Origin of the sequence: Oceanobacter antarcticus (assembly GCF_044962685.1) — a bacterium.
Classification (GTDB): domain Bacteria; phylum Pseudomonadota; class Gammaproteobacteria; order Pseudomonadales; family Oceanobacteraceae; genus Oceanobacter; species Oceanobacter antarcticus.
On sequence record NZ_JBBKTX010000013.1, the window covers coordinates 88,717 to 110,745 of the forward strand.

Genomic DNA, 22,029 nt, shown 5'->3' on the forward strand with positions numbered 1-22,029 from the left:
GAGAGGGGTCAGGAAGCGTTGGCAACCCGGAGTCGCTCAGCCAACACCTCGTCAATACAGGATTCCAGAATATCCAGACCTTTATTGAGATTGGCCTCTTCAATGGTTAATGGCGTCAAAATCTTGACCACCTGATCATCGGAGCCGCTGGTTTCGATAATAAGACCCCGGCTGAATGCCAGTTCGGTAATCTCGGATGCTACTTCGCCGGAAGCAAACTCCAGACCTTGCATAATGCCTCGACCCTTATGTTTGCAATCGCCAGCATGTCGTGCCTGGATACTCTTCAGACGGTTTTTCAGCAAAAATGCCTTATGTTTGACCTCTGTCGCAAAACGATCATCACTCCAGTAGGTTTCCAGCGCCCGGCGAGCCGTAACAAAGGCATGGTTATTCCCCCGGAATGTGCCGTTGTGTTCACCCGGCTTCCAGGTGTCGTATTTTTCTTTCAGCAACACCACGGCCATCGGCAGACCATAACCACCAAGAGACTTGGACAGGGTAATAATATCGGGCTGAATATCAAATTCTTCAAAGCTGAAGAAGGTGCCACTGCGGCCACAACCCGCCTGAATATCATCGACAATCAGCAGCATGTCATGGCGACGACACAGTGCCTGCAAGCCGCGCATCCATTCAGCACTGGCGACATTCAGACCGCCTTCACCCTGGATACATTCCACAATCACTGCGGCGGGATGGCCAAGACCAGAAGAGCCGTCTTCCAGTGCTTTTTCAAAATACTTGAGCGTATCGAAATCGCCGAGATAACCATCAAACGGCATAAACTGCACACCCGTCGTTGGCATGCCGTTGGCCTTTTTGTAATAGCCGTTAGCGGTAACTGCTGCCGCTCCCTGAGTGACACCGTGAAAACCATTGGTGAACGACACAATGGTCTGACGACCGGTATTCATCCGGGCAATTTTTAACGCCGCTTCCACCGCATTGGTGCCGGTCGGGCCGGTAAACTGCACCTTGTAGTCCATGCCACGAGGTTCAAGGATATGACTCTGGAACGTCTCGAGAAAATCCCGCTTGGCTTCGGTATGCATATCCAGACCATGCGTAATGCCATCAGACTCGATGTAATCAATCAGCGCCTGCTTGAATTCAGGGTTATTATGGCCGTAGTTCAGCGTCCCTGCACCACCCAGAAAATCGACATACTCTTTACCCTGATCATCCACCAGAGTCGCGTTATGTGCTTTGCGGAACACCACCGGAAAGGCACGGCAGTAACCACGAACGTTTGATTCAATGTCTTTAAAAATACCCATAATCCAGTGCTCCTTATTGCTTTTCCAGTGGTTCAAGTGAAGGCGTAGCCGTCTTGGCAAATGGCCCGATCGAGACCAGGGTCTCGGTAGCGTGCGCGCCACCAAAATGCTGTTGCTGATCAAACATCACCTCAGTAGCCAGCTCTGCGCCCAGATCCCGTGCCAGACGGCGGAAGGTACTCCAGGATGCTTCATTGGTAGCGGTGATGCTGGTGTGAACAAAACGAATGAGAGGCCCTTGCTGCTCGATCAGTCGTGTCAGCATCTGGCTGGCCAGTCCCTGGCCACGGGCATGAGGCGCAACAGCAACCTGCCAGACAAACAGCACATCCGGCTGATCCGGCACCCGGTAGCCAGAGACAAACCCGGCCAGTTGACCCTGTGATTCAGCCAGGATAGCGGTATCCCGGAAGTGGGTGCATTGCAGAAGGTTGCAATACATTGAATTGACATCTAAGGGCTTGCATTCATTGATAAGCTTGAAAACCCGATTCCCATCAGTGGAATTTGGTTTCCGGAAGAGAATATTGTTTTGATCTGTATTGGTAATTTCGGACATTTCCGACAATATATCAGTCACACATTTTCTAGAACCGCCTACTGAAGCCAAAATATGCTTCATTACGGCTCAACCATTTATTTAGTACACGAAGCATTTTAGCCGCTCACCAAGATACTTACAACCCTAAGCAATATTTAGATCGAAATTTGATCAGCCAAGTCTTTTATTGACTCGTTCTTTTACTCACCACCTGTGTCAGCGCCATTGATAGCCGCGTCGGTAAGATCCGCCACAATCGGGCAACAACTATTTTCTTCATACTCTAATCATTGTCAGCAAGGTAGAATCATCCGATCTCTCCACAGTTGTGCTGCTCATGAAACGTTATGATGAAGTCCTGGTCGCCTTGCGACGTATTATTCGTGCCACTGATCTGCATTCGAAACAACTGAGCAAAACGTCAGGGCTAACCGCGCCCCAACTCCTGATTCTGCAGACCCTGCGCCACAACGATGACATGACAGTGGGCGAAGTAGCGCGCAAGGTCAGCCTGTCCCAGGCCACCGTCACGACGATCATTGATCGCCTGGAAAAGCGTGGATACGCTGTCCGGGAGCGCGGCAGCAGTGACAAACGCAAGGTTTACGTTCACCTGACGGAAGAGGCACACAAAGCACTGATGAATGCACCACGGCCACTGCAGGAAAGCTTCATCCGACAATTCCAGGATTTGCAAGAATGGGAGCAGACCATGATCCTCAGCTCTCTGGAGCGAGTGGCCTACATGATGGATGCGCAACACATCGACGCCTCCCCGGTACTGGATGTTGGCGCCCTCGACCGAATAGGAAATAATTCCCCGACAGAGCACTCATCAGGGAACCCCTGAGCATCCGCTACATCTCAGGACAACCCCCGCAGTGATTGTCCGACTTAGGCGGGTAACTGACGTTGGTCATACACTTGTCACGCCGGCTGTGATACTCAATAGCACAGCCCCTATCAACCCAGGACGGAGAGAGTCCATGACAGACGTAGTAATAGTTGCAGCAACCCGCACCGCCATCGGCAGCTTTGGCGGCTCCTTGGCCAGCCTGTCTGCTGTCGAGCTCGGCGCACAGGTCATCAAGTCATTAATGAACAAGACTGGCGTTGCTGACGATCAAATCGACGAAGTAATCATGGGTCATGTACTGACCGCTGGCTGCGGACAAAACCCGGCCCGCCAAAGTGCGATCAAGGCAGGTCTGGCAGAAACGACCTCGGCCATGACCATCAACAAAGTCTGTGGTTCAGGTCTCAAAGCACTGCATCTGGCAGCACAATCCATCGCTTGCGGTGACGCCGATTTGGTGATCGCAGGCGGGCAAGAGTCCATGTCCAACGCTCCCCACGCATTGCCAAACTCCCGCAATGGTCAACGCATGGGTGACTGGAACATGGTAGATACCATGATTTCCGACGGCCTGTGGGATGCATTTAATGGCTACCACATGGGTGTTACTGCCGAAAATATCGCCGACGAATACAACATCGCACGAGAAGAGCAGGATGCCTTTGCCGCCGCTTCCCAGGCCAAGGCTATTGCTGCCATTGAGGCTGGCAAGTTCAAAGATGAAATTACCGCCGTTGAGATTCCGCAGCGCAAAGGTGATCCAATCATTTTTGATACTGACGAAGGCCCTCGCGCTGGCGTGACGGCGGAAAAACTGGCAGGTATGCGCGCGGCATTCAAGCGTGATGGTTCCGTCACCGCTGGCAACGCATCCTCCCTGAATGACGGTGCCGCCGCTGTCATGCTGGCCAGCAAGGAAAAGGCCGACGCTCTGGGCTTGCCTGTTCTGGCCACCATCAAAGCCTACTCCAACGCTGGTGTGAGCCCCAAAATCATGGGTACTGGACCGATCCCTGCGACCAAGAAATGTCTGGAAAAAGCGGGTTGGGAAATTTCAGATCTGGATCTGATTGAAGCCAACGAAGCCTTTGCCGTACAGGCTCTCTCCGTCAACAAGGGGCTGGGCTGGGATGTCGAGAAAATCAACGTCAATGGCGGTGCGATTGCATTGGGCCACCCGATCGGCGCTTCTGGCTGCCGCATCCTGGTTACCCTGCTGCATGAAATGATTCGTCAGGATGCCAAAAAAGGCTTGGCCACCCTATGTATCGGTGGCGGCATGGGTGTCGCTCTGGCTATCGAACGCTAGTCAGTCAGATCTGGCGATAGCCGCATGACAGCTATCGCCCAGACGATGCAAGACAAAAAAGGCCAGCGACTGCTCCAGTCGCTGGCCTTTTTTGTCTTTTATAACAATTGGTAGCAAGGATGCTGCCGTTGCCCTCCCTGGCGTCAAGAAGCCGCTATTCGGCAAGAGCCGTCCAGCGGCAACGTCACTTACTCTGGAGTTTCAGTCTTTGGCTTGCTCGGAGCAGGCTTTCTTGGCGCACGGGGCTTACGAGCCGGAGGTGGTGATATGGCGCTTGCGGGTTCTGGCGCACTGGCACTGGGCGACGATTTACTGATGGCAGCAACAGGCGCTGGCTGCGGCGTAGCTTCTTCAACAACCGGCTCTACCGCCTCAACAACCGCAAGATCTTTATGTTCACTGGCTCTTTTTGGCTGCTCCGCAATAAATGCCTTCACTTTCGGTGCAATCATCTCCCTGAACCGACGGCCATTAAAAATGCCGTAGTGGCCCACACCTTCCGCTTCCAAATGTTGCTTGCGATCCTCTGCAATCTCGGAACACAGATCCAGCGCACACGATGTCTGGCCACGACCAGTGATATCGTCCAGTTCACCTTCAACCGTCATCATCGCCATATCAGTGATGTCAGCCAGATCAATCCTGCTGCCACGGTAATCCATTTCACCTTTGGGTAACGCCTGATCCAGGAACACCCGACGAATGGTATCCAGATAATAATGCGCTGGCATATCCATTACAGACAGATACTCATTGTAAAACAGCCGATGCCCTTCGGCGCTTTCACCATCGCCCTTGACCAGATCGGCAAAGAACTTGAAGTGTTTACTGACGTGAGAGTCCATATTCATGGACATAAAACCGGAGAGCTGAATAAACCCTGGATACACCAACTGACCACGGCCGGTAAAGCCACGGGGCACCCGACAAATGACGTTATCTTCAAACCACTCAAGATCCTTGCCCGAGGCGTAATCATTCACTTCGGTCGGATTGATACGGACATCGATAGGCCCACCCATCAGCGTCATACTGGCTGGCAAACAAGGGTCGTTATCCTTCGACATCAGACTGGCAGCCACCAGAGCTGGTACACACGGCTGGCACACCGCTATCACGTGAACGTCTGGCCCCAGGGCACGACAGAATTCAATCAGGTAGTCGACATAATCATCAAAATGAAAAGCGCCATCTGCCATGGGGACATCACGGGCATTTTTCCAGTCGGTGATGTACACTTCGTGATCAGGTAAAAATTCCCGTACCGTCCCCCGCAACAAGGTCGCATAATGGCCCGACAAAGGCGCGATCATCATTACCTTGGGTTGATTTTCGGGCGCTTTTTCGCGACGAAAATGCAGCAGGTTGCAATACGGTCGATCAACGATCACATCGTATTCTATGGCAACTTCGCGACCACCAATCTCGGTTGTATCCAATCCCCAGGCCGGAGTTTCATAACAATCGGTCAGTCGCTCAACGGTTTCCAGCCAGGCTCGCATGGTACGAAAAGTCCAGCCGTAATTAAGAGGGTTAACAGGCTGATACAGGAACTGCCTGGTCATTCGAGACAGAATGTGGATGGGCCGCATGGCGTCCATCATTTGAGCATTCATGTTATAGAGCATGATCTGTTTCCCTCGCTTCCGCCTGACACACAGGCCTGATAAGTAGCCAAAATCGTAACAGAAATCGGTTGATCCGTATGATGAAGGATTAGGTCGAAATCATCTATAAACTGCACATCCAATAACCAATATGGACTTTTGTAATATTTGTCCTGTATTACCCCATCCCTTTGTGCAATAGGCAGGATCACGCAACAGTGTTTACAACTGCGGCCCCGTCATGGCGGCATAATGACGGTTTACAATTGCCAGTGACACATTCTCCTAACGTTACGGAAACCTATCGATGCACCTGAAACTAAGACTGATACACAGCACCATGATGTCCGGCGTACTCAGCCTGCTGATGAGCTGCTGGATTCTATATATCAACCTCGGCTACTCCAGTCATTTTTTTGCACTCTGGATGAAAGCCTGGGGGCTGGCGTGGCCGCCCGCATTGGTCATTTCGTTTCTTGCAGGCCCAAGCCTTCTCCACTTAGCGCAAAAGCTGTCGAAATAAGCCTGGTCAATATGCCCCCTCCCGTAAAATCACCCCGTCAGCACCCATGACGAAAACGCCGTTTCTGAGGTTGAATTGTCAAACATGCGCCGTTACCCTGCCGCATTAAATTGCTACGCCTCTTACGGAGATATCCATGATCAAACAGGCCCTGGCGCTGACTTTACTGGCTCTCGCCGCACACTCCCAGGCATCAGACGCAGAAAAGACGCCACCCTTTTGGGGAGGAGCTGCCGAGCTGGGCAGTATTACTACCTCCGGCAATACCGAGACCAGCAGTTTGAATGGCAAGTTCGCCTTGTGGCGCAAAGGTATCGACTGGGATACCAACTATCGCCTTGAGGCTCTGACCAGCGAGGAAGATGGCACCGTCTCCAAGGAAACCTACTACGGCTCGGTGCAGTTTGATCGTAACTTCGGCGAACACTCCTACCTGGCCATTCACGCCGATCAGGAACGGGCGCGTTTTTCCGGTTTTACCTATCAAAGTACCGTCTCGATTGGCTACGGTTACCGGGTCATCGAATTGGACACCATGAAACTGGATCTCGAAGCTGGCCCCGGTTACAACCGTGACAAGCTGGAAAACTCTGGCGAGATTAAAGATCAGGGTATTGCCCGGCTGGTACTGAAATATGGCTGGAAAATCAACAAGGGCACCGTCTTTACCCAAACCGCCAGCGCGGAAATGGGTGGTGACAACAGCACCTATAAAAGCGAAACCGGCCTGAAAAGCCAGATCAATGGCTCACTGGCCACCAAGCTGACTTATAAAATAAAATACGTTGATCAGGTTCCCGAAGAAAACAAGAATCTGGACAAGGAATTCGGCGTTACCCTCGTATACAGCTTCTGAGGATACGCCGGAGCCAGACCATCATGACCGGTCTGGCTCCCAGGCGGGCCATTCCGGATAGTCGCTCCCGGATTGCTGGCAGAACTTGCTATTGCCTGCCGGTTCGTCAAAGCATCGATCCGGTTTGGCTGAGGGTTCAGGCGGCGAAGGTAAATTCCAAGGCAATCTTGCACCACCTTTTCCAGGGCCATCCCGAAAATCTTCCGGTTTCGGCCAGCGCTTCCTTTTCTCACGCCGTCGTTGTTGTTGCTGAACCTCCGCCAGCTGCTCTGGCGTCAGAACATTACTCAACAGCTTTTCTATTCCAATCCGAGCGGCTTCCATCTGACTATGATCCATCGGCCAATCAAAATCAGCCGTAATGGCAGCCTGCGAGTGTTCCAGTCGTTGCCACTGAGCCGGAGAAAGCGCCAACTCTTGCACCATACGCTCCAGCATTTCTGCGGTCGCTTTGCGGTGAAAGCGCTGCACAATGGTATCCGCTTGCAAACGCTGAGCCTCAGTCAGTACCTGCTGCAACTGCTTTCGCATCCCGACTTCCAATTCACGCTCTTGCGCCCGTTGCTTGAGCCATTGCTGCTCGTCAAACCCCTGCCCCCAGCGTGGAATAGATTCGTCACGCAGTTGCTGAAAGTGCTGTCGAAAGCCGGTTTCAATACGTGCTATTTCAGCCTGCTGTTTGCTGTTGAGATCAAGCAACTCCGACCAGTCCATCACCCGATGAGGCCCTTCAAACGCACAAACTTCCATACCAAAGCCCAGCACGGGCAGCAGACTGATCAGAAGCAACCATTGTCGTAAAATTCTCATGTCATGCCTTCTGCAATCTTATTTATAAGCCGCTCAACGATATATCACATTGAGACATCTCACCGTCCTGGATGTGTGAGCCTGAGCAAAGAATTGTCACAGTTCATCTGCAAGTATCCATACCTGAATCCGTCCACCCGGTTACCGCCCAGCACCAATACTGGTTATTATAGGTGGGAACATTCGTTAGAGCGCAGCCCCATGACCGATCACGACGATACGTTTTTCCAGGAGATGCAAGACGTCAAACCCCTGCAAACCCAAGCCAAAGTCGCTCTGCGAAAGGGGGATATTACACTGGCCTCACAACAGGCACGCCGCCTTGCAGCCATTGATGACAGCCCCAAACGCGACCCCAATTATTTACAGACAAGCAACATCAAACGTATTGGCCCACACGATGTCGTTGGCTTTAAACGTCCAGGGATTCAGGATGGCGTATTTCGCAAGTTACGTCTGGGAAAATATGAAAGCGAGGCACGTCTCGACCTGCATCGCCGCACGGTAGAAGAGGCCCGCCGGCAGCTATTCCGCTTCCTGCAGGACTGCATGGAACACGACATTCGCAGTGTGATTGTGTTACCCGGTAAAGGTGAACGCAGTGAAGGTGATTCCGCAATATTAAAAAGCTACCTGGTGCATTGGCTGGAGCAGATTGATGACGTCCAGGCTTACCATACCGCCCAACCGCAGCACGGCGGAGCCGGGGTGTTTTATGTATTACTGCGAAAAAGCGAACGCAAGAAACAGCAAGCCAGAGAACTGTACAGCAAGGGACGGCTGTAATATCAGCCAGCGGCAAACCGACTCCGACTACCGCTATTGCCGCATCCGGGATGTCGGCCATCCAGCATGGCATCATCATGTAGTACTCCGCTGTTACCCACCGCCGTTAACCAGCCCTTAAAGTAAAAGCCCGTCGTCGTTGTGACGACAGTCCAGATAACAATTCCAGATAACAATAAGGAACTGACTCATGGCCAAGGTACTGTTTATTGCCGGTGATTTTGTTGAAGACTACGAACTGATGGTGCCCTTTCAGGCATTGCAGATGGTAGGTCACGAAGTGCATGTAATCTGCCCGGATAAAGCCGCAGGCGACATCATCAAAACGGCCATTCACGACTTTGAAGGCGACCAGACCTATACGGAGAAACCAGGCCATAATTTTGCGCTGAACGCTGATTTTGCGGGCCTCAACCCGGCGGATTACGACGCCCTGCTACTGCCCGGTGGTCGCGCCCCGGAATATCTGCGCTTGAACAGCGACGTGATCACCATGGTCAAACACTTTGCAGATTCCAACAAGCCGATTGCGGCCGTTTGCCACGGCGCCCAGATTCTGACCACGGCAGATGTTATTCGTGAGCGTACGATTTCCGCCTACCCCGCCTGCGCGCCAGAAGTTACGATGGCCGGTGGTATTTACGCCAATATCGCGGTGACCGAAGCCGTTACCGACGGCAATCTGGTGACCGCTCCGGCCTGGCCTGCTCATCCGTCATGGTTGGCTCAATTTAATCAGCTACTAATGGCGTTGTGAGTTTCCCTTCTGGCCAAACCCGCTAGAATCGTCCAGATACGCCCTGCCATATCCGCAGGGCATTCTGAATTTGGCCGGTGCCAGAGGAGGCGATATGTGTGAAATTTATTCCGCTGCCGAACCTGAGTTGTTTGAATTAAAAACCCGTTCCATCCGCCTGGATGGTGTTGTCACCAGTATTCGGCTGGAGGCGGTTTTCTGGCATTTGCTGGAAGACATCGCCAGTGATGCGGAGCTGTCACTGGGTACGTTTCTAAGCCGCATTCACCGCGAAGTGATTACACGGCGAGGCGAGGTCGGTAACTTTGCCTCACTGCTGCGAGTCGCCTGCACCACGCACCTCAACCAGGGCCAGCGCCTGACAGTACCACCAGACCGGGCCCGCTTGAGCCCGGATATTCAGCACTGACCACTGAATCAGCGCAAAAACAACTGGTAGGCCATATTGTCGCTCTCGTCCCAGTAGGGGTAACCAAGTTCATCCAGATAACCGTGCAACTGGGCCAGCTTTTCTTCCGGCACCTGCAACCCCACCAGCGTCCGGCCACTGGCCGCGCCGTGGTTACGGTAGTGGAACAACGAAATATTAAAGCGCTTGCCCAGGGTTTTCAGAAACAGCAACAACGCCCCCGGACGCTCGGGAAACTCAAATCGATACAGGCGTTCGTCATAAACCGCAGCGGGCGCATGACCCCCGACCATATGACGAATATGGTATTTGGCCATTTCATCATCGGTCAGATCCAGTACCGGGTAACCGTCCGCCTGCAACTCCGCCAGCAGGGCCTGCCGCGCACCTGGCTCAGGGCCAACCTTGACGCCAACATAAATACGCGCCTTGTCATCATCACCGTAACGGTAGTTAAACTCGGTGATCGGACGCTTTCCCAGTAACGAGCAAAAGCGCTGGAAGCTGCCAGGCTGTTCGGCAATGGTGACCGCCAGAATGATCTCACGACCTTCGCCGATTTCTGCCACTTCCGAGATATAGCGCAAGCGATCGAAGTTGACGTTAGCGCCACTCAGAATGGTCACCAGATTCTGGCCTTCGCAGCCTTCGCGCTCAACGTACTTTTTCACCCCGGCAATCGCCAGTGCCCCGGCGGGTTCACAGACGGCTCGGGTGTCATCAAAGACATCCTTGATCGCGGCACAAATTTCATCTGGCGTACAGGTAATCACCTCATCAACACAATCCTTGGCAATCGCCCAGGTATGCTCACCAATGGTGGCCACAGCAACGCCATCAGCAAAAATCCCCACTTCCGGCAAGGTGACACGCTTGCCCGCCGCCAGCGCGGCCGCCAGACAGGCAGACTCGGTACTTTCGACTCCGATGACACGAACTTCCGGCTTGAGCGCCTTGATGTAAGCGGCCACACCGGCCACCAGACCACCACCGCCAACCGGAATAAACACCGCATCCACGGGTTGTTGCATCTGTCGCAGAATTTCCATACCGATGGTGCCTTGTCCGGCAATCACATCCGGGTCATCGTACGGATGGATATACGTCATGCCTTTCTCAGCAACCAGCTTTTGCGAATAGGCAAAGGCATCGTCAAAGGCATCCCCATGCAGCACCACTTTGGCCCCCTTGGCCTTGACCGAGCGCACCTTGATTTCCGGCGTGGTGCGGGGCATCACAATCACGGCTTTCAACCCCAGATCACGGGCTGCTAATGCCAGTCCCTGGGCGTGGTTACCCGCCGAAGCCGTCACCACACCACGGGCTTTTTCTTCTTCGGTCAGCTGTGCCGCTTTGTTGTAGGCACCACGAATCTTGAAGGAATACACACCTTGCTGGTCTTCACGTTTGATCCAGATCTGATTACCCAGTCGCTCTGACAAAAATGGGGCAATATGCAGCGCCGTCTCGATGGCAACATCGTAAACCCGCGAGGTAAGGATTTTTTTCAGATACTCGTTCAACATGAAGTGGCCAATCCTGAAGCAAGGCCAGACCGGATTGCCTGGCAAGGAAGAATGAAGCCAGGCATTGTAACGCACAGCGCTCTATAATGGGTGCCGTTTAAGCACGACCCGCACCACTTGGACATACGGAATCAACATGACTCAAGACGAACTCAAACAAGCCGTCGGTGACGCCGCAGCACAATATCTTCTGCCTCACCTTGAAGAACGCACCATTGTCGGCGTTGGCACCGGCTCTACCGCCAACTGCTTTATTGATGCCCTGGCCCGGCACAAACATCTGTTTGATGGCACCGTCGCCAGCTCTGAAGCCTCCGCCCAACGCCTGCGCGAGCATGGCATTCCGGTTTACGATCTGAACGCCGTTGATAGCATCGACTACTACATTGATGGCGCCGATGAGATTAACCACCGGCTGGAGATGATCAAGGGCGGCGGCGCGGCGCTGACCCGTGAAAAAATCGTCGCCGCCGTCGCCCGCCACTTCATCTGCATTGCCGACCAAAGCAAGCTGGTCGATACCCTGGGCAGCTTCCCGCTACCGGTTGAGGTGATTCCCATGGCCCGCTCCCATGTGGCACGGGAAATCGTCAAACTCGGTGGCGATCCGGTCTATCGCGATGGTGTAATCACCGACAACGGCGGTCAAATTCTGGATGTCTACAACCTCCGTATTGATGCCGCCATCACGCTGGAAAAACAGCTGAACCAGATCACCGGCGTGATCACCAACGGTCTGTTCGCCATGCGTCCGGCCAACACCCTGTTGCTAGGCACCGATGAGGGCGTTAAAACCCTGACCGCGCAGTAATGAGTACCCGGCCCCCGAGCGGCTGGCGGATCACGCTTACCTGGCTCAGCCGGGGCCTGGCGGCATTCGGGCTGCTGATCGTGTGCCTGCTGCTTGTTGTTCTGGTGTCGCTGCCAACCCTGGTGAAATCCGCTGCCAACCAGTGGCTTCCGGCGTTGGTGCAACAAATCACCGGAATCGAAGTCAGCTGGCAGATAAAAACCCTGCAATGGCATCAACTCGAACTGGATTACCTCACTGCCCGGCTGGCTGACGGCACCACTCTTGCGCTGCTGGATGGCTCGCTGCAATACGATTCCTTGGGCTTGCTCGGCGGTCAGCTGGAGCAACTGCGTATCCGCGAGCTGCACATTGTGTTTGGCAGTACCAGTACCCGCCTCGCTGCCGCCCAAGCCAACAGCACCGAAGCCGCCGCCCGCGCACAGCTGGACAATGAATGGATCGAGTTGCCAGCACTGAACCAGCTACTGACAAATCTGCCGATCAAAGACATCAGCATTGAGACACTGCAACTCGATCACCCCCTGCTGCAGGCCAGATTAGCTGTCGAGTTGAATGCGCAACACTGGCAGTTGCTCGGTCAGTTGACGCCGTTCCCGGCTACCCAGATCACCGCCGACGTACCACCCGCGCCACCCTGGAACCTCAATCTGCAGCTGCTGGCCAATGGCCAGATACTGGCGCAGATATCCGATCAGTCCACCCTGCTGGCGCACTGGTTTATCCAACTGCAACAGGATGCAACCACCACTCGAGCCGAGTTACGACAAGTACTGATACTGCCCGAGCTGTCCCGTCAGGCCTATCGCCTGCCGCCAGAAATACGCCAGATGTTCACCGCTCACCCGGTGCTGGCGACCCTTGATACACTGGAATCCACCGCGACCCTGACCGTTAACAATCGTTTTCGCTTGCCACAAGACCTGCAACTGGAAGCGGTCACCCGGTTAACCATGGCACCCGGCAAGCACCTGATCCGTCGTGATCTGCCAGAGCTGCAAATCGAAACCCAAGCCACCGCCAACACCCTCTCCAGGCAATGGCAGCTCAAGCTACAACATCAGCAAGATGCCTGGCACAGCCAACTGAGTGGCCCCGCCATCCGGCTTCAGCTACCAAACCAGACCCTGGATATCGGCCCCTGGGAAGCAGAGATACAGTGCAACCCGTTACTGTCTCAGTGCCATGCCAGTGCCAGCCCCACCTTGCGTTTTCAGCAAGATCAGGATCAACAACACCTGGATGGCACCGCCAATCTGCCTTTGCAACTGGACTGGAATCGCGTCAGCACGACCGACCAGCCCATGCTAACCGCACAGATTCAGCTGGCCGCCCAGGGCAACCTGCGCAGCGCTGCCATTACCAGTGCCTGGGATATGACCAGTCACTTGCAACTCACACTCAATCGTACCGGCCCACTGACCCTTCACCTCGACGACACCGCCTTCAACGCCAGTCCGCAACCGATTGAACAGTGGCGCGTCGCCGCCTTACACATCCGCCAAAGCGGCCGTTTTGGCGCGACCTGGGACAGCAATCAACTCGAGACACCTTTTACGCCGCTCTCCGAGCTGGCATTTGACCTCGATCCGCTGACACTGCAACAACCAGAGCGGATTATTCGTACCGGCGCCTCACAACTACGCTGCACCGTCGATCTGGTACAACCCTTGTGCCATCTGCGGCTATTACTTCGGCCATCACAGTGGCAGCAATGGCCGCTGCCAGATGCTCGACTGAGCGCCGATATTCGTTACAACGTCGCCACTACGCAGCTCACTGCCAATCCCGAGATTCGCCTGGGCAACGGCGAGTTGCAGCTGCGTAGCCAACTCCAGCACCAACTCGAATCCGGTGCCGGTTCCTGGCAATTTCAGCTCCTCAACAGCAGTATTGTCTGGAACAAACTGGGGCTGAACAGCATGCCCGACCTGACCGGCGTCGATATTCTCAGCGGCGAATTGTCGGGTCAGGGCTGGGTTGACTGGAACCTTGAGCAGCAACGTTTCCAGCCCGACATCATGCTACGTGGCGACAATATCAGCCTGGTCTACGACAACCGCATCACCCTGGACAACTGGCAGTTTTTAATGGCGATGCGGCCGGGCAGTGAGGGTAATTATCAGATCAACAGCCAGGTGGGAGGCGACACTCTCAACACCGGGGTCGAAATGACCGACCTGCTGGCCAGAGCAGACGTCACCCTCGCCCACGACTTCAGCTGGGCCAGCGCCGACATCCGCGAGCTGCATACCCGCCTGCTGGGGGGTCGTATTTACATTCCGGCGGTCATGTACGACAGCCGCAAGGAAATCAACTCTTTCGGCATTGCGATTGACCAATTACAGCTGGCCAGCCTGGCGCAGCTGGAACCCAGCGCCGAACTGGAAGCCGATGGCCTGCTCGATGGCGTACTGCCAATTGTATTGACTCAACAAGGCCCCAGTATTCCGGGAGGCAATCTGTTTGCCCGCGCCCCCGGCGGCACTATCCGCTATCAAACCGATGCCAGTGAAGCCCTCAAACAAAGTGACCCCAGTGTCGCCCTGGCAATGCAATTACTGGAAAATTTTCATTTCAAAGAGCTCAGCTCCGGCGTGCGTTACCAACCCGATGGTTCACTTAACCTCAGCCTCAAATTTGAAGGCAACAACCCCGATTTCTTCAACGGCCAGGCCACTCACCTCAACGTCAATCTGGAATACAACCTGCTCGACCTGCTGTCCAGCCTGCGGGTGGCCGACGACGTGATCAATCGGCTGGAACAGAAATACCAATAACAACCTTTCTGATTGCCGCAAAACCGTCATGTTTTTGATCTAGGCTGCCCGTCTTTTGATTCAGGTTCGGAATTCGGCGCTATCCTCCAGGATAAAGTCACCAGCCCCGGCCAAAGCGAGCTACAATCCGGGTTGTTTTTTCACGGGTAACTCAGGAGCACATCATGGCCTTCACTGACTCTCAACGCATGTTTCCAGAAACTCGACTGCGTCGTATGCGCCGCAATGATTTTTCCCGTCGGTTGATGCGCGAAACCCAGCTGACGACCGATAGCCTGATTTACCCGATGTTTGTGCTCGAAGGCCATCAGGAACGTGAAGCGATTGCTTCCATGCCAGGTATCGAACGCCTGTCCGTTGATTTGCTGGTCGCCGAGGTCAAGCACCTGTACCAGCTCGGTATCCCGGCGGTTGCCCTGTTCCCGGTAACGCCGAACAGTGCCAAGTCCGAATTGGCGGAAGAAGCATTTAATCCTAATGGTCTGGCTCAACGCGCTGTGCGGGCGATCAAGGATGCCGTGCCCGAGATGGGTGTGATTACCGACGTTGCCCTGGATCCGTTCACCACCCATGGCCAGGATGGCATCATTGATCAGGATGGCTATGTACTGAATGACCGCACCGTCGATACGCTGGTGAAACAGGCTTTGTCTCATGCCGAAGCTGGCGCCGACGTTGTCGCTCCTTCCGATATGATGGACGGCCGCATTGGTGATATCCGCGTTGCGCTGGAAGAAGATCGTTTTGTAAACACCCGCATCATGGCCTATTCCGCCAAATATGCATCGGCCTACTATGGCCCTTTCCGCGATGCTGTCGGTTCTTCCGCCAACCTCGGCAAAGCCGACAAGAAAACCTATCAGATGGATCCGGCCAACAGCGATGAAGCGCTACACGAAGTGGCCATGGATCTGGCTGAAGGTGCCGACATGGTGATGATCAAGCCGGGCATGCCGTATCTGGATATCGTTCGCCGCATCAAGGATGAATTCCGCGCCCCAACTTTCGTTTATCAGGTCAGCGGTGAGTACGCCATGCACAAAGCGGCAGTGGCGAATGGCTGGCTGGATGATCACGCCGTTATGGTCGAATCCCTCACCGCCATGAAACGTGCCGGTGCCGATGGCATTCTTACCTATTACGCCAAACAATACGCAGAGTGGATCAATGCTTAAGGAAGCAGAATGAGCGACGTACAGACAACCGAAGCAAGTATCGACCTGAGTAGCAGTGAGTATTACTTCAATCGTGAGCTGAGCCATTTACAGTTCAATATCCGGGTGCTGGAGCAGGCACTGGATGAAAGCCACCCACTGCTTGATCGGCTGTTTTTCCTGTGTATTTTCAGCCGCAATCTGGACGAGTTTTACGAAGTCCGAGTCGCCAACCTGACCCAGCAGCTGACCTTCGCCCGCGAACAGGCAGGGGCTGACGGTATGCACCCACAACAGGTGCTGAGCGCTATTCATACCCTCTGCAGCGACACCGTTGAACGTCAGTATCGGATTCTCAATGAAACCATTCTGCCAGCGCTGGAACAGGAAAATATCCACTTCCAACGCCGCCGTGACTGGACCGAAGAGCAACGGCTCTGGGTGGAAGGCTATTTCCGCGACAGTATCCAGCCGCTGATCAGTCCGATCGGGCTGGATCCTTCCCATCCGTTCCCGCGTCTGGTGAACAAGAGTCTGAACTTTATTGTTGAGCTGGATGGCAAGGATGCCTTTGGTCGTGAAACCGGGCTGGCGATTATTCCGGCACCGCGCTCGCTGCCGCGTATTATTCGTATTCCAGATCATCTGACGAATGGCGGTGATCATTTTATTTTCCTGTCGTCCATGATTCACGAACATGCCGATGAGCTGTTCCCTGGCATGGAAGTCAAGGGCTGTTACCAGTTCCGGGTTACCCGCAACGCCGATCTGGAGATTGACGAAGACGGCACCAACGACCTCGCCTCTGCCCTTGAAGATGAGCTGCACTCACGCAACTTTGGCGAAGAGATGCGTCTGGAAGTGGCGGATAACTGCCCGTCCGAGCTGGTGAACTTCCTGTTACACAAATTCAGCCTGGAGGCCAACGACCTGTACATGGTCAATGGCCCGGTGAATCTGGGCCGGATGATGGAAGTGATTGGCCAGATCAATCGCCCAGATTTGCAGTACACGCCTTTTACGCCTGGGCTGCCCAAGAACATCAAGTTCAAGAAGAGTATTTTCGAAAGCATGCGCGAGCGCGATACGCTGCTGCTACATCCGTTTGAATCCTTTACACCCGTCGTTGACCTACTGCGCGAAGCCGCCAAAGACCCCGCAGTGCGAGCGATCAAACAGACGCTGTACCGCACGGGTGCCAAATCTGAAATTGTTAATGCACTGGTGGATGCCGCCCGCAATGGCAAGGAAGTCACGGTTGTTATTGAACTGCGTGCGCGCTTTGATGAGGAAGAAAACCTCTACCTCGCCAACCGCCTGCAGGAAGCCGGTGCCGTGGTGGTGTATGGCGTGGTCGGCTACAAGACTCACGCCAAAATGATGCTGATTGTGCGTAAAGAAGAAGACCGCTACAAACGTTACGTGCACCTCGGCACCGGCAACTACCACGCTGGCAACGCACGGGCGTACACCGACTACAGCTTCCTGACCAGCAATGATGTCATGGGTGAAGACGTCGCCGCCGTGTTCCAGCAACTGACCGGCATGGGCGCCGCATTAAAAATAAAGAAGCTGTTTCATGCACCGTTCACACTGCACAAAAAACTGATCGAACTGGTTGAACGGGAACGGGCTCATGCAGAAGCAGGCCATCCGGCACTGATCCGCCTGAAAGCCAATGGCTTGACCGAACCAAAACTGATCCGGGCGCTTTACAAGGCCTCGCAGGCTGGCGTGAAGGTAGAGTTGATCATTCGCGGCATGTGCTGTCTCAAACCAGGGATTCCCGGTGTTTCTGAGAACATTGAAGTGCGCTCGATTATTGGCCGCTTCCTGGAGCACACCCGGGTGTATTACTTCCTCAATAACGGCAAGGACGAAGTGTATGCCGCCAGTGCCGACCTGATGGAACGTAACCTGTTGAATCGGGTGGAAACCGCCTTCCCGATCGAAAGCAACAAACTGAAAGATCGGGTCAAATCGGAGCTGGAAGCCTATATGCTGGACAACAGCCAGGCCTGGGTGCTGCAGTCGGATGGCCGCTATGTTCGTCTCCAACCCGTCGAGGGTGAAGAAACCATCCGCGCCCAGAGTATTTTGCTGGCCACGCTCGCAACCACATCCAGCTGATTGGTATCACCGGGGTTAAGTAGCCGCACGACATCGCGGAATACGCCGTGCCAGTCAGTTGGATACAGTCAGTTCCTATCAATCAGGCATTCACAGTAACCGGCCTGGTTGGTAATCAGAACTCTGTTTGCAAACCAACCACCAGCACGGTTTGTTCAACGGCTGAAAACGGTCTCGCAGGTTGAGTAGCTACAATAAGAGGCCTTGCACCCACAGATAAATCGGGGCTGTTATTTCGCAGCTGCCCGACACACAAGCACCCGCTACCCTGTCACAACTTCCGGCTACTCTTCTTGCTCCTCGGCCAGCCGCTGGATCATGGCGTAGATCGATTTTATTTGTGGCGCGTCGCGGCTATAGAAATCCGGCTGAAAAATATCCACCGAGGAATAGCCCCAAAAATCCCAACAGCCGAGCGGATTCAGTGGTGCCAAATCTGAGACGTTCACCTGCGGATAAAGCACGATCAATCGGTTGGTATCGGCCATAGGGTTGTAGCCAGTAGTACGAATATAGGCATCGCCAATTTCTTCATAAGACTGCTTACAGCCGTGAACCGCAACATGAATGCGGCAATTGCTGTGCTGTTGGCAATATTCCGGCACGTAGACATAGCCGGTATCCGCCATGCTGGTCAGCTCTCCCACCAGAAATGGCCGCTGGTCAAACGCAATCAGCTCACCGCTGGCTGTCGGGGCGGGCGGATTGGCGTCCATGTACAGATACGACAGAATGCGGGTGGCCTGCATAAATTGGCAGTTGTTGATAAACGGTGATTGCGTGATGGCGCAGTCGGTATCGTCGTCATTATTGGTAATGATGGCGTGCCCAGCGTTAATCTGGTTGCTGTAGAGAATTTGCTGGGCAGGCACGCCCAGCTGCAGGAAGTAGTCACGGGTGGCATCAACCACCTGACTGACCACCGTGTCATCGCTGAGGCCACTGAACAGATAAAAACGATCATCCTTCAGATTGGCCAGCGGGTCGATACTCTCTTCCTCGGCCAGTTCTCGGGTAAGCGTGAGCAATCGCGCCAGATTTGGCCCCAACGACTCAGAGGGCGGATTCATGCAGGTGGTGGTCGCCGTCAGTGCCGGAGCCGCCATTGGCCAGGAGCGAGAACAGAGGTAAGGGCCACCAGCAATCACCCCTGCTCCGACCATGATGTCGGAGTGAGCCATATAAAGCTGGGACGTCATAAAGGCGCCAGACGACAGCCCGGATACCGAGGTTTGCTGAAGGTCGGCGCTGTAATTGGCCAAGGCGGCCGCGCCGCTAGCAGTTGGCTTATCCGACGAGGCGGTCGATTGAGCCGGTGCTTCCTCTTGCGAACAGGCGCCAATAAACAGCACCAGACACAATACAGATACACGGCGGAGTATTACTAACGGGAACACAGTGGCCTCCTTGCCCAGGGCAGTTGACGTTGATGACATCCATGAATATAACCGGCGTCTGAGTAGTTGATCCGCGAATCGCTTCTCAGTCGCGAGGAAAGTACAATACGCCAGTTTCTGTCTGCGACTGTAGACGTTGTGGTAACCGTCCGACTAACGGTAGCTGACTCAGCAGATTCCCCATAAGGTATTGGACGGGTAACGCCAGCCGCAACGGAGCAGGCGTTCCCTGATACAGCACACTACAGGCGATCACCAGTATCATCGTACCCTGCCAGTTATCCAGACTGACCGGCTTGATGGCTGTACCAAAGGATTTTTTCAACCGCATGCCGTTGAAATCCACGGCATAAAGTTCATCCAGCAGTAAGTGCACAATAAAGCCGCCAGTGACAAAGCCGCCACCAAACCAGCAAAAATCGGCACTGCGCTCAAACAATTGATCGATCACCACAACCGCCAGCAAACCGCAAAAGACAGCAGCCAACAACGAGTGAATAACCCCTCGGTGCACGGTGTAGCGAAAAAACACCTGCATTGCGACTGGCCCAGCCAGGGAGTAGGACAGCGCCATTCCTGCCCAAACACCCGCCAATGACGTCCAGCTGGATGAGACATGAGGAAGCAAAAGCCACAGGGTCAGTCCAGCGGCCAACGATCCAAGGCAGTTAAATACCCACACAACCGGCCGGGAAGAATCGGAATCGATGTCCGGTAAAATGCCGCCAAACATCCCCAGCAGAAACAAGACAAGAGCTTCAGGAAAAGAAACCCAGTTGGCAATCACCAACAAGGAAGAGGCCATCGCGCTGACGGTTGCAGCCCCACCGAGATGGGTCGAGAAGCTGGCCATAAATACCTGGTCATCCATACATAAAAACTGCAGGATAACAGAATATCTTCTTGTTTATTAATTAGTTACAAAACACATTGAAGCACGATGACATTCAGGATCGGTTCCTTCGGGAAGACATCTGGCAATATCACGAACAATGAGAGGACGATTATTAATCGCCGTCATAGTGAGCGCAGCCGTTGTTGGATCTCCCCTGAGCATACCTGGTCACTCACCAGGCCCCGGTGTCCGGTATTGCATTAACCAAACGTCGCGGCTCCAGAATACGTCGCAATTCATCTGCGGGCAGCAGACCTTCTTCTTCCACCAAGTCAATCACACTGCGATTTTCCTTCAGTGCCCTGCTGGCAATGCGCGTAGCATTTTCATAACCGATATAAGGATTCAGTGCTGTCACCAAACCGATGGAGCGGTGAACCATATCGGCACATGCATCGCGATTGGCCGTGATGCCCCGGATGCAACGCTCGTCCAGCATCATCATGGCGCGCTTGAGTAAGCGCATGGATTCCAGAATGTTGTAAATAATCAATGGCTCCATGGCGTTCAGTTGCAACTGGCCCGCTTCCGCCGCCATACAAATCGCCAGATCGTGCCCCATCACCTGATACGCCACCTGATTGACGGCTTCCGGGATCACCGGATTAACCTTACCCGGCATTATCGAGCTGCCCGGCTGTTGCGCTGGCAGGTTGATTTCGTTGATGCCCGCTCGCGGCCCCATGCTCAACAGTCGCAGATCATTGGAAATTTTTGACAGTTTGATCGCCAGTCGCTTTAACATGGAGGAAAACAGCACAAACGCCCCCATGTCAGATGAGGCCTCAATCAGGTCTTCCGACTGGATCAGGGTAAAACCACTGATTCTGGACAGGTGTTCAATCGCGAGCTTGCCGTAACACGGATCCGCATTGATACCCGTACCAATGGCTGTCCCGCCAAGGTTCACTTCTTTGAGTAACTCGGAAAGAGAGGCGAGCACCCGAATATCTTCACCCAGAGTCGACGCCCAGGCTCCAAATTCTTGCCCCAGTGTCATCGGTACTGCGTCTTGCAATTGAGTGCGACCCATTTTGATCACATCTGCAAACTCGTGACTCTTGTTCCGTAGCGCAGTCTGTAAACGGCTAAGTGCCGCCAACAAATCGCTGTGACTCAGTAGAATCGCCAGCCGCACAGCGGTGGGATACACATCGTTGGTTGACTGTGCCCGATTCACATCGTTGTTGGGATGCAGATGCTGATACTGGCCACGCTCATAGCCCATCAGCTCCAGACCAATGTTGGCGATGACCTCATTGGCATTCATATTAGTGGAGGTGCCAGCGCCGCCCTGAATCATGTCAACGACAAACTGCTGATGAAACTGCCCCTGCAAGAGCACATGGCTGGCGGCTACAATGGCATCACCGCGTTTCTGATCCAGCAACCCCAGTTCGGTATTAGCCAGTGCGCAGGCCTGTTTCACCATCGCCAGAGCGTTAATCAACTGGGGAAAATGCGCCAGCGTCACCCCACTCAGGTTAAAGTTGTCACAAGCACGCCGGGTCTGTACGCCGTAGTAGGCACTAGCGGGAACTGCCAACGGCCCCAGCAAGTCTGTTTCAATACGCACGTCGGCAACGACAGGTTCCATGATGA

19 protein-coding genes are annotated in these 22,029 nt (G+C 54.1%); 11 read left to right on the forward strand and 8 right to left on the reverse strand.

Annotated features, from left to right (window positions below; all coding sequences use genetic code 11):
* Positions 1-8 precede the first annotated feature (8 nt).
* Both ectB and ectA read right to left on the reverse strand, forming a co-directional pair.
* A complete protein-coding gene (gene ectB, locus WG929_RS11750; protein WP_416206160.1) occupies positions 9-1,280 on the reverse strand; it encodes a diaminobutyrate--2-oxoglutarate transaminase in 1,272 nt (423 codons plus the stop codon).
* A 13-nt stretch (positions 1,281-1,293) separates the two neighbouring features.
* Positions 1,294-1,839 (reverse strand): diaminobutyrate acetyltransferase, encoded by a 546-nt coding sequence (ectA, locus tag WG929_RS11755; RefSeq protein WP_416206207.1) that lies wholly within the window; start codon positions 1,837-1,839, stop codon positions 1,294-1,296.
* Between the two features lie 319 nt (positions 1,840-2,158).
* On the opposite strand from ectA, the gene WG929_RS11760 reads away from it, so the two are divergent.
* On the forward strand, positions 2,159-2,671 hold the full coding sequence (locus WG929_RS11760; RefSeq protein WP_416206161.1) for a MarR family winged helix-turn-helix transcriptional regulator: 513 nt from the start codon (positions 2,159-2,161) through the stop codon (positions 2,669-2,671).
* 136 nt (positions 2,672-2,807) lie between these two features.
* Positions 2,808-3,986, forward strand: a complete 1,179-nt coding sequence (locus WG929_RS11765; protein ID WP_416206162.1) for an acetyl-CoA C-acetyltransferase — start codon at positions 2,808-2,810, stop codon at positions 3,984-3,986.
* 188 nt (positions 3,987-4,174) lie between these two features.
* Here the strand turns inward: WG929_RS11765 and WG929_RS11770 are convergent, their stop codons facing one another.
* Positions 4,175-5,614 carry a polyhydroxyalkanoate depolymerase gene (locus WG929_RS11770; protein WP_416206163.1) on the reverse strand — a complete coding sequence of 480 codons (1,440 nt, stop codon included), beginning with the start codon at positions 5,612-5,614 and terminating at the stop codon, positions 4,175-4,177.
* 286 nt (positions 5,615-5,900) lie between these two features.
* On the opposite strand from WG929_RS11770, the gene WG929_RS11775 reads away from it, so the two are divergent.
* Together WG929_RS11775 and WG929_RS11780 are read left to right on the forward strand one after the other, a co-directional pair.
* Positions 5,901-6,116: a DUF2798 domain-containing protein gene (locus WG929_RS11775; protein WP_494517111.1), complete on the forward strand. Its 216-nt coding sequence runs from the start codon at positions 5,901-5,903 to the stop codon at positions 6,114-6,116.
* A gap of 136 nt (positions 6,117-6,252) precedes the next feature.
* Positions 6,253-6,972: a DUF481 domain-containing protein gene (locus WG929_RS11780; protein ID WP_416206164.1), complete on the forward strand. Its 720-nt coding sequence runs from the start codon at positions 6,253-6,255 to the stop codon at positions 6,970-6,972.
* Between the two features lie 21 nt (positions 6,973-6,993).
* Here WG929_RS11780 and WG929_RS11785 read toward each other — a convergent pair whose 3' ends face one another.
* Entirely contained in the window at positions 6,994-7,782 is a 789-nt protein-coding gene (locus tag WG929_RS11785; protein WP_416206165.1) for a hypothetical protein, read from the reverse strand.
* A 201-nt stretch (positions 7,783-7,983) separates the two neighbouring features.
* Here WG929_RS11785 and smrA point away from each other — a divergent pair, with 201 nt between their 5' ends.
* The 3 genes from smrA (at position 7,984) to WG929_RS11800 (ending at position 9,734) form a co-directional block, all read left to right on the forward strand.
* Entirely contained in the window at positions 7,984-8,568 is a 585-nt protein-coding gene (gene smrA, locus WG929_RS11790) for a DNA endonuclease SmrA (RefSeq protein WP_416206166.1), read from the forward strand.
* Between the two features lie 190 nt (positions 8,569-8,758).
* Positions 8,759-9,325, forward strand: a complete 567-nt coding sequence (locus WG929_RS11795) for a DJ-1/PfpI family protein (RefSeq protein ID WP_416206167.1) — start codon at positions 8,759-8,761, stop codon at positions 9,323-9,325.
* Positions 9,326-9,419: 94 nt separating this feature from the next.
* Positions 9,420-9,734 carry a ribbon-helix-helix domain-containing protein gene (locus WG929_RS11800; RefSeq protein WP_416206168.1) on the forward strand — a complete coding sequence of 105 codons (315 nt, stop codon included), beginning with the start codon at positions 9,420-9,422 and terminating at the stop codon, positions 9,732-9,734.
* Between the two features lie 8 nt (positions 9,735-9,742).
* On the opposite strand, the gene ilvA is transcribed toward WG929_RS11800, so the two are convergent.
* Positions 9,743-11,260, reverse strand: coding sequence for a threonine ammonia-lyase, biosynthetic (gene ilvA, locus WG929_RS11805; protein ID WP_416206169.1), 1,518 nt, complete (start codon positions 11,258-11,260; stop codon positions 9,743-9,745).
* Between the two features lie 136 nt (positions 11,261-11,396).
* Here ilvA and rpiA point away from each other — a divergent pair, with 136 nt between their 5' ends.
* The 4 genes from rpiA (at position 11,397) to ppk1 (ending at position 18,135) form a co-directional block, all read left to right on the forward strand.
* The gene (gene rpiA, locus WG929_RS11810; protein WP_416206170.1) at positions 11,397-12,071 is read left to right on the forward strand and encodes a ribose-5-phosphate isomerase RpiA; all 675 of its coding nucleotides are present in this window, start codon (positions 11,397-11,399) and stop codon (positions 12,069-12,071) included.
* Positions 12,071-14,851 carry an intermembrane phospholipid transport YdbH family protein gene (locus WG929_RS11815; RefSeq protein WP_416206171.1) on the forward strand — a complete coding sequence of 927 codons (2,781 nt, stop codon included), beginning with the start codon at positions 12,071-12,073 and terminating at the stop codon, positions 14,849-14,851. The genes rpiA and WG929_RS11815 overlap by 1 nt, the downstream gene beginning before the upstream one ends.
* A 164-nt stretch (positions 14,852-15,015) precedes the next feature.
* Positions 15,016-16,026, forward strand: coding sequence for a porphobilinogen synthase (hemB, locus tag WG929_RS11820; RefSeq protein WP_416206172.1), 1,011 nt, complete (start codon positions 15,016-15,018; stop codon positions 16,024-16,026).
* Between the two features lie 9 nt (positions 16,027-16,035).
* Positions 16,036-18,135 carry a polyphosphate kinase 1 gene (gene ppk1 / locus WG929_RS11825; protein WP_416206173.1) on the forward strand — a complete coding sequence of 700 codons (2,100 nt, stop codon included), beginning with the start codon at positions 16,036-16,038 and terminating at the stop codon, positions 18,133-18,135.
* Positions 18,136-18,419: 284 nt separating this feature from the next.
* On the opposite strand, the gene WG929_RS11830 is transcribed toward ppk1, so the two are convergent.
* The 3 genes from WG929_RS11830 to WG929_RS11840 all read right to left on the reverse strand — a co-directional run bounded on the left by WG929_RS11830 (position 18,420) and on the right by WG929_RS11840 (position 22,024).
* Complete coding sequence (locus WG929_RS11830; RefSeq protein ID WP_416206174.1) at positions 18,420-19,532, reverse strand: extracellular catalytic domain type 2 short-chain-length polyhydroxyalkanoate depolymerase; 1,113 nt, start codon at positions 19,530-19,532, stop codon at positions 18,420-18,422.
* Positions 19,533-19,617: 85 nt separating this feature from the next.
* Positions 19,618-20,403: a metal-dependent hydrolase gene (locus WG929_RS11835; RefSeq protein ID WP_416206175.1), complete on the reverse strand. Its 786-nt coding sequence runs from the start codon at positions 20,401-20,403 to the stop codon at positions 19,618-19,620.
* A 196-nt stretch (positions 20,404-20,599) separates the two neighbouring features.
* Entirely contained in the window at positions 20,600-22,024 is a 1,425-nt protein-coding gene (locus tag WG929_RS11840) for an aspartate ammonia-lyase (RefSeq protein WP_416206176.1), read from the reverse strand.
* Between the last annotated feature and the right edge of the window lie 5 nt (positions 22,025-22,029).

Bases quoted from the DNA above. Each gene is read 5' to 3' on its own strand.
- WG929_RS11760 (WP_416206161.1), top strand. From the start codon at position 2,159: ATGAAACGTTATGATGAAGTCCTGGTCGCCTTGCGACGTATTATTCGT.
- ectB (WP_416206160.1), bottom strand. From the start codon at position 1,280: ATGGGTATTTTTAAAGACATTGAATCAAACGTTCGTGGTTACTGCCGT.
- WG929_RS11775 (WP_494517111.1), top strand. From the start codon at position 5,901: ATGCACCTGAAACTAAGACTGATACACAGCACCATGATGTCCGGCGTA.
- WG929_RS11765 (WP_416206162.1), top strand. From the start codon at position 2,808: ATGACAGACGTAGTAATAGTTGCAGCAACCCGCACCGCCATCGGCAGC.
- WG929_RS11770 (WP_416206163.1), bottom strand. From the start codon at position 5,614: ATGCTCTATAACATGAATGCTCAAATGATGGACGCCATGCGGCCCATC.
- hemB (WP_416206172.1), top strand. From the start codon at position 15,016: ATGGCCTTCACTGACTCTCAACGCATGTTTCCAGAAACTCGACTGCGT.
- WG929_RS11815 (WP_416206171.1), top strand. From the start codon at position 12,071: ATGAGTACCCGGCCCCCGAGCGGCTGGCGGATCACGCTTACCTGGCTC.
- WG929_RS11835 (WP_416206175.1), bottom strand. From the start codon at position 20,403: ATGGATGACCAGGTATTTATGGCCAGCTTCTCGACCCATCTCGGTGGG.
- ectA (WP_416206207.1), bottom strand. From the start codon at position 1,839: ATGTCCGAAATTACCAATACAGATCAAAACAATATTCTCTTCCGGAAA.
- WG929_RS11800 (WP_416206168.1), top strand. From the start codon at position 9,420: ATGTGTGAAATTTATTCCGCTGCCGAACCTGAGTTGTTTGAATTAAAA.
- WG929_RS11780 (WP_416206164.1), top strand. From the start codon at position 6,253: ATGATCAAACAGGCCCTGGCGCTGACTTTACTGGCTCTCGCCGCACAC.
- WG929_RS11795 (WP_416206167.1), top strand. From the start codon at position 8,759: ATGGCCAAGGTACTGTTTATTGCCGGTGATTTTGTTGAAGACTACGAA.
- ppk1 (WP_416206173.1), top strand. From the start codon at position 16,036: ATGAGCGACGTACAGACAACCGAAGCAAGTATCGACCTGAGTAGCAGT.
- ilvA (WP_416206169.1), bottom strand. From the start codon at position 11,260: ATGTTGAACGAGTATCTGAAAAAAATCCTTACCTCGCGGGTTTACGAT.
- rpiA (WP_416206170.1), top strand. From the start codon at position 11,397: ATGACTCAAGACGAACTCAAACAAGCCGTCGGTGACGCCGCAGCACAA.
- WG929_RS11840 (WP_416206176.1), bottom strand. From the start codon at position 22,024: ATGGAACCTGTCGTTGCCGACGTGCGTATTGAAACAGACTTGCTGGGG.
- WG929_RS11785 (WP_416206165.1), bottom strand. From the start codon at position 7,782: ATGAGAATTTTACGACAATGGTTGCTTCTGATCAGTCTGCTGCCCGTG.
- smrA (WP_416206166.1), top strand. From the start codon at position 7,984: ATGACCGATCACGACGATACGTTTTTCCAGGAGATGCAAGACGTCAAA.